Here is a 14,770-nt window from a genome sequence, read left to right as displayed (position 1 = left end):
CCTGCGGCACGACGCCGCAAGAAAAATTCGCGCAGCGATGTCGGGAAGCGGCTATGCGGTTCGTCCTCGGGCCACAACCCCGCCAATTGGAGTGCTTCTCATGGCCAATCCCAAAATGATCTTCGTCAACCTGCCGGTCAGCAATCTCGCCCATTCCACTGCGTTCTATGAGGCCATCGGCGCCACCAAGAACCCGCAATTCTCCGACGAGACCGCCTCCTGCATGGTGATCTCGGAGACCATTTTCGTCATGCTGCTGACCCACGACAAATTCCGGCAGTTCACGCCGAAGACGATCGCCGATGCGAGGACCACGAGCGAAGTGCTGGTCTGCCTCTCCGCCGATAACCGCGACGCCGTCGACGGCTATGTGACCAAGGCGAAGGGCGCGGGCGGCACCGCCGATCCGTCGCCGAAGCAGGACTACGGCTTCATGTACGGCCGCAGCTTCGAGGATCCCGATGGTCACATCTGGGAAGTGATGTGGATGGACGTCGAGGCCGCGACGAAGCAATCCGCGGCAGCCACCGCCTGATCGCGCCGGGCCTATGAAGGCAAGGCGGCGTGGGCCATTGTCCCTCGCCTCGCTTCCGCGAGGCGAGGGAAGTTCGCTTCAGGCAGCGTCGGTCATGGCGTGGGCGGCCTTTCTCCCCTGCGGCAGCTCTGACGGCTGACAGGGAAGGGCCGGAAAGTTCAGCTCGACCGTGGTGCCGCCTCCCGGCGTATCGCGGAGGGAAACACTGCCGTTGTGGGTGGTCATCACCTGGGAAACGATCGAAAGCCCGAGCCCAGTTCCTTCCGCGCCGGTGTTTCCACGCTTGAAGGGCTCGAGCAGACGTTCGGGTTGGCCAAGCTGCAGACCGGATCCGAAGTCAACAACGCTCAACCGCGCTGGCGCTTCGACCTTGATGAGGACGGAGCCGCCCGCGCTTCCATGCGTCACGGCGTTTCGGATCAGATTCGAGAGTGCAACGCCGATCGCGGTTTCCGAACCGCGCACCCGGACCGGGTGACGCGGCTCGGTGAACTCGACATCGCTTCCGTTCTTCAACGCCATCGGCACGTGTTCGGCCGCCACCCTGCGCGCGAGCGCAGCAAGATCCATGTCGATCAGTTCGGCGGGTTCGGCCGAGATGCGCGCCAACTGCAGCAGCATGGTGACAATCGACGACAGCTTCTGGTTCTCGGCTATCAGCTTGGTACGCAACGGAGCGTCCTCGACCTGCTCGAGTATGGTGCGCGCATTGGTCAAAGGCGTCCGAAGTTCATGTGCCGCATTCGACAGGAAATTTCGCTGTGCTTTTGAAGCGGTGTCGATCCGCGACAGCGCGCGATTGAACGCCATGACGAGAGGCAAGAGCTCGGATGGCGCATTGTCTTCCGGCAGTCGTCGGCCATCTGAAACTCCGTCGATCATCTCGGCGGCCGCGGCGACGGCCCGAACGGGACGCGCGATGAGCGTCGGCACGAAAACCATGGCAGTAAACGCCGTCGCTGCCAGGACGAGGATGATGGGGAGCGCAACGATCGTCGCATCGGTGAGCGTTCCGACCGTCAGTTGCGTTGCCGTATAGGCCACGCCACCGGTTTCGATCCATACCTCGCCCACCGGCGTGTTTCGGACGCCGGCCATCTTCTTCAGCTTCGTGGTTTCGCCGTCGATCGCATAGGCGAGGAAACTCGTCCCGTCACGTGACGCCAGCGTCTTTTGTGGACGCCATTTCGGCACCGGGCCGTAGCTAACCTCGCCACTCTTGTCGGAGACGACATACCAGAACGTCGGAAAATTGCGGGTGATCTCCTCCAGCCGCGAGGTGTGCTTGAGGGCGAGCTGGCCCGCCTCGTTGCGTGTGACGGCTGCCTTCAAGGCGTCGGCGACGTCGGCCGCGGCCCAGGTGCCGTCGTCGTCGCCGCCAAACCGGATCAGCAAGGCTGCCGCGCAGAGCAGCATGATCGTCGTCACGGCGCCGATGAGCGTCGCGGACAGCACTGCAATCGACCGATGGATGCGCTTGAGCGTTTGCCACTTGAACATCATCATTCACCACTCAACAGATAGCCGAGGCCACGGACCGGTTTGATGACGATCTTGCAGTTGGCCGCACGGAGGCGCCGACGCAGCCGCGAAACATGCGCCTCGATCGCGTTCGATTGAATCTCGTCGTCAAAATCATAGGCAGCAACTTCAAGCGTCTCGCGCAGGACCACGCGCCCGATCCGCCGCACCATGGCTTCCAGGATTGCCAGTTCACGCCGCGGGACGACAATCGGCTGGTGATCGACGCAGACCTCGCGATTGAGGACGTCGTAGCTCAGATTGCCGATGCGAACGACCGCCCCTCGATCCAGGAACAGACGCCGGAGCACCGCCTTCGCTCTCGCGACCAACTCGATCGGTTCAAATGGCTTGGCGACATAGTCGTCCGCCCCGTCGTCGAGGGCGCGTGCAATATCGACGGGATCATCAAGCGCCGTCAGCACAATCGTCGCGGGGCTCGGCTTCTGTTGCTTCAGGTCGCGCAGCAAGGCCAAGCCATCACCATCCGGCAGTCCGCGGTCGATCACCACCAGTTCGAAATTCCGGACGGCAATAGCGGCCCGGCCTTCCTCGAGCGTCGTGACCATATCAGATGAGCCGAAGGCCGTTCCCAGAGTATCCCGCAGCCATGGCCCAAGCTGAGGGTCATCCTCCACGACCAGAACTCGCACCGCATTCTCCCAAGCATGAGACACGGCTTCTACCATTACGGACGGATTACCATAAGATTACGGCTGGCGGGAAAAGTGCGATCTTTCATCTCAATACGTTGATGTGAGGGGCATTTTCTTGGTGATTTGACCGGCTTTTTTGATCCCAGGAGCGATGAGGTCGCGGCCCGATCGGCGGCCCTGTGCAAGGCCCGTCAGAATGGCGCCGATCGGGCTCAATCGCTTCCGCGACGGCCCGCCGCCACGGCTGACGCGATCGCCAAGGCGTCAATGACCCCTGCGGCCACTGCTGCCCCGTAACCGGCGCCGGCTTCGAGCACCAAGCACTCCAAAGCCAATCAGCGTCATGATCATCATGATGGCGAGTCTTTGCATGCGGATCTCCTCGACGGGATTGATCCGCCAGAGGCATCGATCAGCATTACCGGCGCATGACCGCCATCAGCGTTGGCGAGGCCACCCTGGAGACGTGAGCTGAGCCGCGTCAGGCTGTCGTAATGCTGGCTGTGAAGAGCATGTCGATGAGCGTCGCCGACATGGCGTTCGCGATATGAAAACGAAGGCTTCATGCCGGTAGATTTTGCGTTGTCGGCGATGGCCAAGCGGTCGGATCGCCAGCCGGCGTGTTGGCGCCGCCCGTTCGACCGGTGGCTGGAAGGGGTCGAAGCAGGGTGGTCGGTACCACTGCTGCTCGCCGGCTTCGTTAGCATCTGGACGCTGTATCTGGCCGTGGCCTATCACGGCGCTGGCCTGCATCCCGACGTGCTGGAGACCTGGACCTATGGACGGCATTTCGCGTGGGGCTATCCCAAGCACCCGCCGTTGATGGGATGGGTGACCGGCGCGTGGACCTCGGCCTTTCCGCTGACCGACTGGTCGTTGCAGCTGATGGCGATGACGAATGCGGCGCTAGCATTGTGGTTCGTCGACCTGATTGCAAGGCGGTTTGTCGGCGGGCACAAGCGCCTGCTCGTGCTGCTCCTGCTCATGCTGACCCCGGCGTATCAATTTCATGCACAGCGCTTCAACGCCAACGCGGTGTTGCTCGCGGTCTGGCCCCTTGCGACCTATTGCTTCCTCCGCGCCTTTGAAACCAGGGCGCCGCTCTGGGCGATTGCCGCAGGTCTGACGGCCTCCCTTGCCATGTTGGGCAAGTACTATTCCATCTTTCTGGTCGCGAGCTTCGCGTTGTCGGCGATGGTTCATCCGTTGCGACGCGCCTACTTCACCTCCAGTTCGCCCTGGATCTCCACCGCGGCCGGGCTGCTCGCGCTGTTTCCGCACCTGCAATGGCTGGCCGAGACAGGCGCGGAGCCCGTCTACTATGCAGCAACCCATGTGCGGGCCGATTTCCTGACGTCTTTGCAAGACGCCACCAATTTCCTGCTCGGCCTTGCTGCGGCAGTGAGTCTGGCCGCCGCGACGTGGGTGATGATCGCAGGCTATCGAATCAGGCGCCTGTCTCGCGATATGGCGTCGTCGGATCCAAACCTGAAGCTGCTCTGGCACGTCGCGGTCGGCACGATCGTGCTTCCATTCATCACCTCCATATTCCTCTGCACCGACTTGCCGTCGCTATGGGCGCTGCAGGGATTGTTCCTGCTTGCCGTGCCGATTGTTTGCAGCACCCGCTACCGGATCGAGCGCTTCTACACGGTCAATGCAGCGCTCCTCGTTGCCGGCATTGCGATCGTGGCCGCTGTGATCGCGGCCCCGATTCATGCGCTTTACCGCAACAGCCACGGCTATGAGGAGGGACGAAACTTTTATCACCAGGCGGCAGACAAACTCACCCGCCTGTGGCACGAGGAAATGGGGACGCCCCTGTCGATCGTCGGAGGCAACGATAGCCTCGGGCTGGCGGTGGCGTTCTACAGCTCCGATCACCCGTACTATGGCGATCCCTTCGCCTACCAGTATTCATTGGCATTGCCTCGCCAGGTGACGCCGGAGCGCGGCTGGGCTGCACTCTGCTTCGATGATCAGGATGATTGCCTTGAATGGACCGAGCGGATGGCGGCGCAGGCCGGACACTATGTCAGGCGCGAAATTTCCATTCAATCGAGCTTGCTCGGAATTCCAGGCGCCAGGCGAAACCTGGTTGCATTCCTGGTGGCGCCGCTTCGCGAGCCGGGCAGCGCAGCTTCAAGCCTCGCAACGATGTTGGCCAAGACGAATATCGCTGCGAGCCGATCCACCGCAGCGCGCCGCGCCGGACTGTTCGTCGTGATCCGCTGACCGGATGCTTCAGAAAGTCGCTGCGACGATCGCGACCGTAAGCTTGCGGTAATCGGCGCCCGCTTTATCGGCCGCGGGTGAAGGGCGTCATATCACGAAGGACAACGGTCCATGTTTACTCGGTTCGTTTGCATCTGCCTCAGTGTTTGTATCATCGGTGCGACCGCGCTCGCGCAGACATCTCCATCAATCACCGGCTCAACCCGCCAGGCACCCGCGGCACGAGAGCCCGTCGGCCGGACCGAAAAGATCAACCTCAACACCGCTCCTGTCAGCGAATTGGTCAAGCTTCCGCATCTCAGCGTTCGCGCCGTGACTGCAATCACGGAGGCGAGAACGAAGTCGAAGTTCAAGGACTGGAACGACTTCGTGGGCAGACGGGTTGTGCCGCGATTTGTCCGCAGCGAGATCAAGGACCTCGTCACGTTCTAGAGGCTCTCCATTGGCGCGCCGGCCATCCGGCGCGGATGAACCGACAAGAGGACTCGAGGGCACGGCGGAGCAGGATGCCGGTCGCGCGGCGACGTCATCCTGCGGTAAGCGCGATGGTCGATCGCTGCCACCGGCCTGCGCGGTTCTCGAACTCAAACAAGGATATGCGTGAATGAAACGAATAGCTGTTCTCACGACCGCCGCGGTCATCGCGATGGGGTGTCTTGCGTCGACGGAAGCCACCGCCCGCGGCCGGCGCGCAGACGCCGTGGCCGTCGGCATCGTTGGCGGCCTGGCCGTCGGCGCCCTGCTGGGCTCCACCATGACCTCGCGTGCGGCTCGAGCCTATGTCTACGAGAGGGACTATTATTCGCCTGCCCCCGTCGTCCGCTACCATCGTCACGTGTACGATTACGGCGATGAATATCCGGGCGGATATGATCGCGGCTATTCATACGGGTACCGCGAAGGGTACTCGGATGGCTACTGGGACAACGATTGAACGTCGATCGTTGTGAGACCGCGGCTAGCGGCGGTGGGATCCGCTAGCCGGGAAGGGATGCGGACGGGGCTCTCGTCCTAGTAGCTGATCCGCAGCCCGACGCCGCCGTGCACCGTGTTGCCGACCGGCTGTGGTCCGGCGGTACCGTTGAGGAAGAGGTCGGCGATCCAGCCCTTGGTGATGCGGAAGCCGACGCGGCCGCCATATTCGAACCAGCCCTGATTGCCGATCGTCGGCACGATGGTGCCATCGCCGGTGACGGTGGCGACGATGCCGGAATGGGTGGCGAAGGATTGCACCCAGCCGCCATTGATGTTGGTTTCGATGCTCGATCCGAACAGATGCGTCCACTGGCCGCCGATCTTGACCAGGCTGGTGCGATCGGTGCCGTCGGCGATGGTGGCATCGAACGGATTGAAGGCGACAGCCGGATCGCTGTAGCCCTTGACCCGCTGCCAGAGCTGCCAGACCTCGACCGAGGCCGCGACCTCGTCACGCGCCGACAGCCGGCTGATCCAGCCCGCGCGCCCGTACACGCCGTAATTCTCGCTCGAGGTCTGGCCGGTGACCGACACCGGGCCGAGGCTGGTCGTGTAGCTGCGGGTGTAGCGCACCTTCTCCGACGGCGAGAGGATGCTGCCGATGTCGAAGAACGGCCGCGACGAGCCCCAGTCGACGAAGTCATAGCGCAGCGCGAAGGCGCCGATCGGCGCGCTGGTGACGTTGTAGCCGCCCTCGCCATATTGCGTGTAGGCGATGCCGGCGAGCAGCGACAGGTTCGGCGTGATGGTCTTGCGGCCATGGATGCCGGCCGAGAACGAGCCGGCGGCGCCGAACGCACTGATGCAGTCGTCGCAATTGACCTGCTCGTTGACGCCGAGCAGCACCGATCCGAGCACGCGGTTGGTGATCATCTGGTTGAAGCGCTGGTCGGCGAGGTTGTTGATCGAACTGCCGCTCGACGGCGCGCCGGTGATCGGTGTCGGCGACGGGCTCGGCGTCGGGGTCGGCGTGGGCGTCGGTGTTGGCGTGGGAGTAGGTGTCGGCGTGGGGGTGGGCGTCGGCGTGGGCGTCGCTCCACAGTTCGACGACACAAATGCTGACAGGTTGGTATCGGGAATCGACGTGCAGTTCGGCGTTGGAGTCTGTGCCTGAGCCGGCGCAGCCAGCGCCTGCAGCATCGCGACCGACAGCGCCAACGTCAGAGCCGTCGACAGGACCACGTGATGGATGCGCCGTGCCATCGTCACCGTCCGCACAGCATTCCGGTGTCGTCGACCGGCGGCGTCGCCGGTGACGCATCCGCGAACTGGGTGACGGTGCAAAGCCCCGCGGCCTGGGTACAGGTCGCCGCAAAGGTCCAAGGCGGGTTGTTGGTCTTCTGGATCGTGGTGCGGCCGCCGCTCGAAGTGATGATCGCGGTGTCGCCGGGTTGGGTCAGGTCGATGCATTGCCGGCTCGATGTGCACACGGTCGAAGCGCCTTCCTGCAACACCACGGTGGTCTTGCCGCGCTGTGACAGGATATCGAGCACCGTGCCGCGAACACCGATGGTCGCAAGCGGTGTGGTGATCTTGTAAGCCGCCTTGTCCGAGTGGCCGGTGACGAAGCGGAATGCACCCGAGGTGAGGCGGATCGCGACATCGCGATAATGATGCTCGTCGTCGAACACGGTGCGGTCGAGCTTCAGCGAGGCATTCGGCCCGAGCGAGAGGTTGGTGCTGTCGGCCATCACCAGCCGCGCGGCGCTTTCGAGGCCGGTGCGCACCGTCTCATCGCGCAGCAGCGCGTCGCCGACATTGATCGGCGTGGTTGCAGCTGCAATGCGGAGAACCTCGTTCTTCACCATCGCCGCTTCGCCGACGCGGGTCTGCGCCTGAGCGGGATGCGCCGTCAGGGCGACGAAAAGACCGAGTGCAAGCAGGGAAAAAAGGCTGCGAGACGAATTCATTGCAATACCGATCGATTGAACGGAGTCATCGTACCGGATCGGACATGCATCTGATATTGTATATATGTCACAAACTTCCCCGAGGTGACTGGATGGTTAGTCTCTGTCGATTCGATTGCGTTCAACGCTGCGGTTGTGAAAGTGAGTTCCGATCACACAGTTCACACGCGTCGCGTGCAACGGCGCGACCGTAGCTCACACTTCGCTCACACTCGTTCTCCTCCACGTGCTCGCCCTTTGATCATCGCATCCAAATCTCCCTCAGCTCTGCGGCGTCCCGCCGCCCGCACGGCGATCGTCGCGGCGATCATCTTCGTCGTCGCCCATGTCGTGCTGCTGCTCGGGATCACGGCGCCGGACAAGCTCTATTTCGACGAGGTGCACTACGTGCCGGCGGCGCGGCAGATGCTCCAGCCGGTGCTCGAGGGCCCGATTCTCAATCCGATGCATCCGCCGCTTGCCAAGGAGATTATCGCGCTCTCGATCAAGGCGTTCGGCGATGTGCCGCTCGGATGGCGCTATCCCGCGGCGCTGTTCGGCACGCTGGCGCTGGTCGCCGTCTATCTCGGCGCGCTCGCGCTGTTCGCGTCGCAGGAACGCGCGATCGCTGCCATGCTGCTCGCCTTCTTCAACCAGATGCTGTTCGTGCAGTCGCGGATCGCGATGCTGGATATTTTCGCGCTCGCGTTCTGTCTGTTCGCGATTGCAGCTTTCATCCATGGCTTCAGGCAAGCGCGGCCGCAGTCTGCCTTCGCGCTGGCGGGATTGGCCGCGGGGCTGGCGTGTGCCTGCAAATGGAGCGGGTTGTTCGTGCTTGCGACCTGCATCGCGATCGTCGTGATGATCCGCCTGATGCAGGGCTGGCGCGCGCGCTTCGCCGACGCCAATGCGGAGGATTGGTACCGGCCGGACCTCTGGCCGGACTTCCGTCTTCGGCACTTCATCGTGTGTTTCGTGCTGATTCCGGCGGCGGTCTATCTCGCGACCTTCGTGCCGCTCTACGGCCTCTCGTTCAGCGACATCATCGAGGCGCAGCGCCGGATCTTTGCCGACAACACCACGACCGCGATTGCGGGCCACACCTATATGAGCTCATGGCCGTCCTGGCCGTTCCTGGTGCGCCCGGTCTGGTATCTGTTCGAGAAGGTCGGCGATGACAGGTTCGCGGCGGTCGTGTTTCTCGGCAATCCGCTGGTGCTGTGGCCGGCATTGATCGCGCTGATCGTCGCGCTGCGCGACTGGATCGTCGCCCGCGGCCGCGATGCGTTTCTCGTGCTTGCGTTCTATCTCGGTCCGTATCTCGCCTGGGCGCTGCTGCCGCGCACGCTCGGCTTCATCTATTACTATCTGCCGGCGGCGACCACCGCGAGCTTCGTGCTGGTCTACGCCTTGACGCGCAAGGGCGCGCCGCGCTGGCTGCTGTGGGCCTTCGTCGCCGTCGGATGCGCGGGCTTCATCGCGATGCTGCCGATCACGGTCGCCGCGATCGAGACCTCGATCGCGACCTTCAATCGGCTGATGCTGTTCCAGAACTGGATTTGAATCCCTCCGAAACAAGTGATCCGCCTGCCGGGGTCTGACAGGCGGATCGGACGTTCGGGAGATTACTGCTGCGCCGTCTTGGTATCCATGTTGACGACCTGCACGCGGCGATTGGTCGGGTCCATCGGTGCGTTCGGGTCCTTCGGCCGGGTCTTGCCATAGCCGACGGTCACGAGATCGGAGCCGTTCAGGCCGTAATGCTCGACCAGATAGGTCTTGATGGTGTCAGCGCGGCGCTCCGAGAGGTCCTGGTTATAGGCCTCGCTGCCGATCGCATCGGTGTGGCCGGCGAGGATGAAGGTCGAGCCCTTCATGCTGGCATCCGACAGCGCCTTGCCGAGCTCCTGCACCGCCTGGGCCGAGCCCTTGGCGATCTCCGCCGAGTTGTAGTCGAAGTGAATCTCCAGATCGATCTTCGGCTTGTTGGCGGCGATGTCGGCGATCTCCTGGCGTCCGCCCAATGACAGCGAGCGGGTCTGCCGGTTGCGCACGCTGTTGAGGAAGCTTGCCTCCTTGGCCGAAGCGGCCGGGTCGACCTGCGTGCCGGCGGAGAGGCTGCGGGTGGCCGACTTCGGCTTCAGCGCATTGAGGATCTGGGCGGCTGGAACGGTGTCGCTGCCGGCCAGTGCGACGCCCGCCGTCATCGACAGCGCAGCGCCGATTGTCAAAAAAGACAAGGAATGAGAGCGGGTCATGGTTTTGGTCCTTAAATGTCCGGCCAGCCAATCCGGCTGCTATCGTTTTGATGCTGGGAACCTAGGACGGGTTCAAAGCCGGGAATGTGATCTAGGTCACGGTCGGATAGGCCGGCCCTCGGCAGGGGCGCGTGGCGGAGAGGAGGACATCATGGCCCACGTCAATCGCGTCCTTCGCTCGATCAATGACGAGGGTGCCTCGCGCTGCATCGATATCTTCGTTCGGCCGGATCGGACTGTTGGCTTCGAGGAGTATCGGCGGGACGTGGAAGATGGCCGCGGCTGGTTTCCGGTCGGCGGTCATTCGTCCCGGGTCTTCCATGAGGAAAGCGCCGCGCTCGCGGCGGCGATGGCGGACGTTCCGTGGTTGCGGCGGGCCGTTGGATCGCAGTAGGCGGCCCGAAGCGCCGCCCAACGTCCAGGGGCGATGATCATGCACGGCTGATTTCGCTCGCGCCGCTCTCCACAGCGGCGCGAATCTCACTACATTGCCTGGGCAATGCCCCGCGCCGCCGAACCCTTATCCCTGAACAATGCTGCTGCCCGCCACATCTGGCTGCGCGCGCAGCGGCTCGATACAACGGCGCCGTTCGGGGAGGGTGCGTCAGCGGTGGCGGCCGCCGTCGACCATCTCGGCTATGTGCAGATCGACACCATCAACGTGATCGAGCGCTGCCATCACCATATCCTGTTCAGCAGGATTCCGGACTACCGCCGCGCCGACCTCAAGCAGGCGCAGAGCCAGGACAAGAGCGTGTTCGAATATTGGACGCACGCGCTGTCCTACATTCCGTCCAAGGACATCGGCATCTTCCTGCCGCTCATGAAGGCGCATAAGCGCGATGGCCACAAATGGTATTCGTCGGTGACCCCTGCGGATACGCGCAAGATCATGCGGCTGCTGCGCGAGGGTCCGCTCACCATCCGCGACATCGAAGACGACGTGCTGACCGAGAAGGAGCATCTCTGGCAGAGCCGGAAACCCTCCAAGCGTGCGCTGCAGCTCGCCTTCTATGGCGGCGTGGTCACGATCAGCGAACGCGCCGGCATGCTGAAGACCTACGAGCTGATGGGCAGGCATTTCGGCTGGGACAAGCCGCCGAAGCCCGCGCCGGCTGCGGCCCGGACGGCCTACCTGCTCGACCGCGCGCTGCGCTCGCAGGGCATCGTCAGCCTGGACTCGATCTGCCATCTGGACGCGCCGAGCAAAAAGGTGGTGCGCAGCCTGATCGAGGCGAGGGTTCGCCGCAAGGAGCTGGTGCGGATCGCGCTCGACGGCGCCGGCAAGCAGGAGCATTGGGCGCGACCCGAGGTGCTGGAAGCGACCGGCGAGGGTGATCCGGCCTTGGTTCACATCCTCTCGCCGTTTGATCCCCTGATCATCCAGCGCAAGCGCACCGAGCTGTTCTTCGACTACGGCCACCGCTTCGAGGCCTATGTGCCGAAGGAGAAGCGCCTGTTCGGCTATTTCGCGCTGCCGGTGCTGGTCGGCGACGACATCGTCGCCGCCCTCGACCTCAAGACCGATCGGCAGAACAAGAAGCTGCTGATGCAGAAATGGAGCTGGGTCGGCAACGGCAAGAAGCAGGCGGGGCGCAAGGAGCTGAAGCGCCGCATAGAGGAGGAGCTCGACCGCTTCGCGCGATTCCAGTTGGCGGAGTAGGGCACATTCTCTCCGCTCGTCATTGCGAGGAGCGGAGCGACGAAGCAATCCATCCGTCCGCGTATGCGGATCGATGGATTGCTTCGCTTCGCTCGCAATGACGGATGGTTTCCCATCTGGGCTGTGAGCTAATAGTATTTGCCATTGCTCAATCCGGGGTCAGCCAATAATCCTGGACGCAAGCAACAGCCTGGGGGAAACAGATGAGCCAGACCGCAACCGTCGCGCCCGATCGCGGCGCCCGCAGCGAGATCGAGACGTCCACGATCCGCGCGATCTCCTGGCGGCTGATCCCGTTCCTGATCCTGGCTTACTTCTTCTCCTATCTCGACCGCGTCAATCTCAGCTTCGCGGCGCTCACCATGAATGCCGAGCTGAAGTTCTCGCCCTTGGTATTCTCCTTCGGCGCCGGCATCTTCTTCATCGGATATTTCGTCTTCGAGGTGCCGAGCAATCTGGCGCTGGAGCGGTTCGGCGCCAGCAAGTGGATCGCCCGCATCATGGTGAGCTGGGGCATCCTCTCGGCGTTGATGGCGGCGGTCTATGACGAGCACAGCTTCTACGCGCTACGCTTCTTCCTCGGCGTGGCCGAGGCCGGCTTCTTCCCCGGCATCATCCTCTATCTGACCTATTGGTATCCGGCCGAGTATCGCGCGCGCTTTCTCGCCGCCTTCGCGATCGCCGTCCCGGTTTCGACCGCGATCGGCGCGCCGATCTCTGGCCTGCTGCTCGGCCTCGACGGCGTGATGGGGCTGAAGGGCTGGCAGTGGCTGTTCGTCATCGAGGGCATCCCCTCGGTGCTGCTCGGCATCGTCACCTGGTTCTATCTGACCGACCGGCCCGAGAAGGCCGACTGGCTCTCGGCGGAGCAGAAGACGTGGCTGAAGGCGAAGCTCGACGCCGAGGTCGCGGCCAAGCAGGCGGCGAAGCACTTCACGCTGTTCGAGGCGCTGTCCTCGCCGAAGGTGCTGGCGCTCAGCGCGATCTATTTCGGCTTCGTCGCCTCGCTCTACGGCATGCAGTTCTGGCTGCCGCAGATCGTCAAGGCGTTCGGCCTGACCAACGCGCAGACCGGCTTCGTCACCGCGATCCCCTATGCGTTCGGCACCGTCGCGATGATCCTGTGGGCGCGTCGTTCGGATGCGACGCGGGAGCGCGTGTTTCATGTCGGCGCGCCGCTCTTGCTCACGGCGCTGGCGCTCGCCGTCTCCAGCTACATCACCGATCCGACCATGACGATGGTCGTGCTGACGGTCGCCGCGATCGGGGTGTTCTGCACCTTCGCGGTGTTTTGGACGCTGCCGACTGCCTGGCTGTCCGGCACCGCGGCCGCCGGCGCGATCGCGCTGATCAACTCGATCGGCAACCTCGCCGGTTTCGGCGGACCCTATCTGATCGGCTGGGTGAAGGAGGCGACCGGCAGCACCTCGACCGGTCTATTGGTACTTTCGCTGCTGCCGCTCGCGGCCGGCCTCTTGGTTTTCCTCGGCAGCCACGAGACCAAGACCGAGTTCGCCGACGCGAAGTAGATCCTGCGTAGGATGGGTGGAGCGAAGCGATACCCATCGTTCGGTGTCCGCGGCGGGATTGATGGGTATCAGTGCGCTCCACCCATCCTACGATTTCTGGCGCGGACATGCCGGGCCCATGGGACGGTGGTTGCGTGATCCAGCCGCCGGGCTCGAAAAATCGAAAACAACCCCATGCACAGTCCCGGGTTTCGCTTCGGTTCATCCGGGCTGGCCATCTTCCAAGTCTTTTCCAAGTCTCGACTTCCAAGGCTCTACACCCGGAAATGCCGCGCTGTTCACGGCGCTCCTCACGAATAGGTTACTGCTGACGATTATTGACATTCATCAGTGATAAATCGATACTCTTCATCAGTCATCAGCCCGATGGAGAATTCAGATGTTCGGCCGTTCCATTTTCTCGAGCTATTACAGGCTCTTGACGGGAGCATCGCTTGCTTTTGCGGTGTTCGCGCTGACCGGCTGCAATGAAAAGGCGGCCGAAACCGCCGAGCCGGGACGCCCCGTTCTGGTGGCGACCGTCCACTACGAAGCTGAAACCCCTGAGCGCAGCTTTGTCGGCACCATCAAGCCCCGTATCGAAGCCGATATGGGCTTTCGGGTTGCCGGCAAGGTGGCCAAGCGGCTGGTCGAGGTCGGACAGACAGTCGACGTCGACCAGCCCTTGGCCACCCTCGACGAGGTCGACCTGAAGCTGCAGGCCGAGCAGGCCGAGGCCGAATTCCAGGCCGCCACCGGCGTGCTGGCGCAGGCCGCCGCCGCCGAGCAGCGCGCCAAGGACCTGAAGGCCAAGGGCTGGACCACCGATGCGGCGCTCGATTCCGCCAAGGCGGCCGGCGACGAGGCGCGGGCGCGGCTGAACCGCGCCGAGCGCTCGGTCGAGCTGACCAAGAACTCCCTCTCTTATGCAACGCTGGTGGCCGACACCCGGGGTGTCGTCACAGCGACCATGATCGAGCCCGGCCAGGTGGTTGCCGCGGGCCAGGCTTCGATCCGCGTCGCCCGACTTGGCGAGAAGGAAGCTGTCGTCGCGATCCCAGAGACGCTTCTTGCTCGTGCCAGGTCGGGCGTTGCCACGGTGACGCTATGGTCGGACGCCAAGAAGACCTATGCCGCGAAGCTGCGCGAGGTCGCGCCGCAGGCCGATCCCGCCACCCGCACCTATCTCGCAAAATTCTCGCTGCCGGACGCCGACGAGGCGGTCTCGCTCGGCATGACCGCGACGCTGACCCTGGCCGACAAGGCGAGCGAGCGGGTGGCGAAGCTGCCGCTGTCGGCGCTGTACAGCCAGGGCGGCGATCCCTCGCTCTACATCGTCGACGACAAGGGCGACATCGCGCTGAAGCCGGTCAAGGTGAAGGCCTATGAGAGCAACAATGTCGTCATCTCCGGCGGCGTCGACGACGGCGCCAAGGTGGTCGCCCTCGGCGTGCAGAAACTCGATCCGAGCCAGAAGGTGCGGGTCGTGTCGTCGCTGTCGTTCTAGTCCCGCGTCATTGCGAGGAGCGA

The 14,770-nt window shown here is 63.5% G+C and carries 14 protein-coding genes; 9 read left to right on the top strand and 5 right to left on the bottom strand.

Annotated elements, in window-relative coordinates:
- The first annotated feature begins 100 nt into the window (after window positions 1–100).
- A complete protein-coding gene (locus FBZ93_RS18130; RefSeq protein ID WP_146987245.1) occupies window positions 101–535 on the top strand; it encodes a VOC family protein in 435 nt (144 codons plus the stop codon).
- Window positions 536–613: 78 nt separating this feature from the next.
- On the opposite strand, the gene FBZ93_RS18125 is transcribed toward FBZ93_RS18130, so the two are convergent.
- A complete protein-coding gene (locus FBZ93_RS18125; protein WP_146987448.1) occupies window positions 614–2,038 on the bottom strand; it encodes a sensor histidine kinase in 1,425 nt (474 codons plus the stop codon).
- Entirely contained in the window at window positions 2,038–2,709 is a 672-nt protein-coding gene (locus FBZ93_RS18120; RefSeq protein ID WP_146987244.1) for a response regulator, read from the bottom strand. Before FBZ93_RS18120 ends, FBZ93_RS18125 begins: the two co-directional genes overlap by 1 nt.
- 567 nt (window positions 2,710–3,276) lie before the next feature.
- Here FBZ93_RS18120 and FBZ93_RS18115 point away from each other — a divergent pair.
- From FBZ93_RS18115 to FBZ93_RS18105, 3 genes are all read left to right on the top strand, one after another.
- Window positions 3,277–4,947 carry a glycosyltransferase family 39 protein gene (locus FBZ93_RS18115; RefSeq protein WP_146987243.1) on the top strand — a complete coding sequence of 557 codons (1,671 nt, stop codon included), beginning with the start codon at window positions 3,277–3,279 and terminating at the stop codon, window positions 4,945–4,947.
- A 111-nt stretch (window positions 4,948–5,058) separates the two neighbouring features.
- Window positions 5,059–5,379 (top strand): ComEA family DNA-binding protein, encoded by a 321-nt coding sequence (locus FBZ93_RS18110; RefSeq protein WP_146987242.1) that lies wholly within the window; start codon window positions 5,059–5,061, stop codon window positions 5,377–5,379.
- 172 nt (window positions 5,380–5,551) lie between these two features.
- Window positions 5,552–5,881 carry a hypothetical protein gene (locus FBZ93_RS18105; protein WP_146987241.1) on the top strand — a complete coding sequence of 110 codons (330 nt, stop codon included), beginning with the start codon at window positions 5,552–5,554 and terminating at the stop codon, window positions 5,879–5,881.
- A 77-nt stretch (window positions 5,882–5,958) separates the two neighbouring features.
- Here the strand turns inward: FBZ93_RS18105 and FBZ93_RS18100 are convergent, their stop codons facing one another.
- Both FBZ93_RS18100 and FBZ93_RS18095 read right to left on the bottom strand, forming a co-directional pair.
- Entirely contained in the window at window positions 5,959–7,125 is a 1,167-nt protein-coding gene (locus FBZ93_RS18100; RefSeq protein ID WP_146987240.1) for a hypothetical protein, read from the bottom strand.
- A 2-nt stretch (window positions 7,126–7,127) separates the two neighbouring features.
- Entirely contained in the window at window positions 7,128–7,832 is a 705-nt protein-coding gene (locus tag FBZ93_RS18095) for a FecR family protein (protein WP_146987239.1), read from the bottom strand.
- Between the two features lie 237 nt (window positions 7,833–8,069).
- Here FBZ93_RS18095 and FBZ93_RS18090 point away from each other — a divergent pair, with 237 nt between their 5' ends.
- On the top strand, window positions 8,070–9,374 hold the full coding sequence (locus tag FBZ93_RS18090) for a phospholipid carrier-dependent glycosyltransferase (RefSeq protein ID WP_146987238.1): 1,305 nt from the start codon (window positions 8,070–8,072) through the stop codon (window positions 9,372–9,374).
- Between the two features lie 62 nt (window positions 9,375–9,436).
- Here FBZ93_RS18090 and FBZ93_RS18085 read toward each other — a convergent pair whose 3' ends face one another.
- The gene (locus tag FBZ93_RS18085) at window positions 9,437–10,069 is read right to left on the bottom strand and encodes an OmpA family protein (protein ID WP_146987237.1); all 633 of its coding nucleotides are present in this window, start codon (window positions 10,067–10,069) and stop codon (window positions 9,437–9,439) included.
- Window positions 10,070–10,220: 151 nt separating this feature from the next.
- Between FBZ93_RS18085 and FBZ93_RS18080 the strand changes: the two genes are divergently transcribed.
- The 4 genes from FBZ93_RS18080 (at window position 10,221) to FBZ93_RS18065 (ending at window position 14,747) form a co-directional block, all read left to right on the top strand.
- Window positions 10,221–10,463 (top strand): hypothetical protein, encoded by a 243-nt coding sequence (locus FBZ93_RS18080; protein ID WP_146987236.1) that lies wholly within the window; start codon window positions 10,221–10,223, stop codon window positions 10,461–10,463.
- Between the two features lie 105 nt (window positions 10,464–10,568).
- Window positions 10,569–11,732: a winged helix-turn-helix domain-containing protein gene (locus FBZ93_RS18075; protein ID WP_146987235.1), complete on the top strand. Its 1,164-nt coding sequence runs from the start codon at window positions 10,569–10,571 to the stop codon at window positions 11,730–11,732.
- A 203-nt stretch (window positions 11,733–11,935) separates the two neighbouring features.
- Complete coding sequence (locus FBZ93_RS18070) at window positions 11,936–13,261, top strand: MFS transporter (RefSeq protein WP_146987234.1); 1,326 nt, start codon at window positions 11,936–11,938, stop codon at window positions 13,259–13,261.
- Between the two features lie 379 nt (window positions 13,262–13,640).
- The gene (locus FBZ93_RS18065; protein WP_146987233.1) at window positions 13,641–14,747 is read left to right on the top strand and encodes an efflux RND transporter periplasmic adaptor subunit; all 1,107 of its coding nucleotides are present in this window, start codon (window positions 13,641–13,643) and stop codon (window positions 14,745–14,747) included.
- Window positions 14,748–14,770 lie beyond the last annotated feature (23 nt).

The organism is Bradyrhizobium macuxiense, assembly GCF_007993935.1.
Taxonomy (GTDB): domain Bacteria; phylum Pseudomonadota; class Alphaproteobacteria; order Rhizobiales; family Xanthobacteraceae; genus Bradyrhizobium; species Bradyrhizobium macuxiense_A.
Note: the sequence above shows the minus strand (reverse complement) of the source record. Positions and strands in the feature narration are given on the sequence as shown.

Bases quoted from the DNA above. Each gene is read 5' to 3' on its own strand.
- FBZ93_RS18065 (WP_146987233.1), top strand. From the start codon at position 13,641: ATGTTCGGCCGTTCCATTTTCTCGAGCTATTACAGGCTCTTGACGGGA.
- FBZ93_RS18115 (WP_146987243.1), top strand. From the start codon at position 3,277: ATGCCGGTAGATTTTGCGTTGTCGGCGATGGCCAAGCGGTCGGATCGC.
- FBZ93_RS18130 (WP_146987245.1), top strand. From the start codon at position 101: ATGGCCAATCCCAAAATGATCTTCGTCAACCTGCCGGTCAGCAATCTC.
- FBZ93_RS18080 (WP_146987236.1), top strand. From the start codon at position 10,221: ATGGCCCACGTCAATCGCGTCCTTCGCTCGATCAATGACGAGGGTGCC.
- FBZ93_RS18075 (WP_146987235.1), top strand. From the start codon at position 10,569: ATGCCCCGCGCCGCCGAACCCTTATCCCTGAACAATGCTGCTGCCCGC.
- FBZ93_RS18085 (WP_146987237.1), bottom strand. From the start codon at position 10,069: ATGACCCGCTCTCATTCCTTGTCTTTTTTGACAATCGGCGCTGCGCTG.
- FBZ93_RS18125 (WP_146987448.1), bottom strand. From the start codon at position 2,038: ATGATGTTCAAGTGGCAAACGCTCAAGCGCATCCATCGGTCGATTGCA.
- FBZ93_RS18070 (WP_146987234.1), top strand. From the start codon at position 11,936: ATGAGCCAGACCGCAACCGTCGCGCCCGATCGCGGCGCCCGCAGCGAG.
- FBZ93_RS18095 (WP_146987239.1), bottom strand. From the start codon at position 7,832: ATGAATTCGTCTCGCAGCCTTTTTTCCCTGCTTGCACTCGGTCTTTTC.
- FBZ93_RS18100 (WP_146987240.1), bottom strand. From the start codon at position 7,125: ATGGCACGGCGCATCCATCACGTGGTCCTGTCGACGGCTCTGACGTTG.
- FBZ93_RS18110 (WP_146987242.1), top strand. From the start codon at position 5,059: ATGTTTACTCGGTTCGTTTGCATCTGCCTCAGTGTTTGTATCATCGGT.
- FBZ93_RS18105 (WP_146987241.1), top strand. From the start codon at position 5,552: ATGAAACGAATAGCTGTTCTCACGACCGCCGCGGTCATCGCGATGGGG.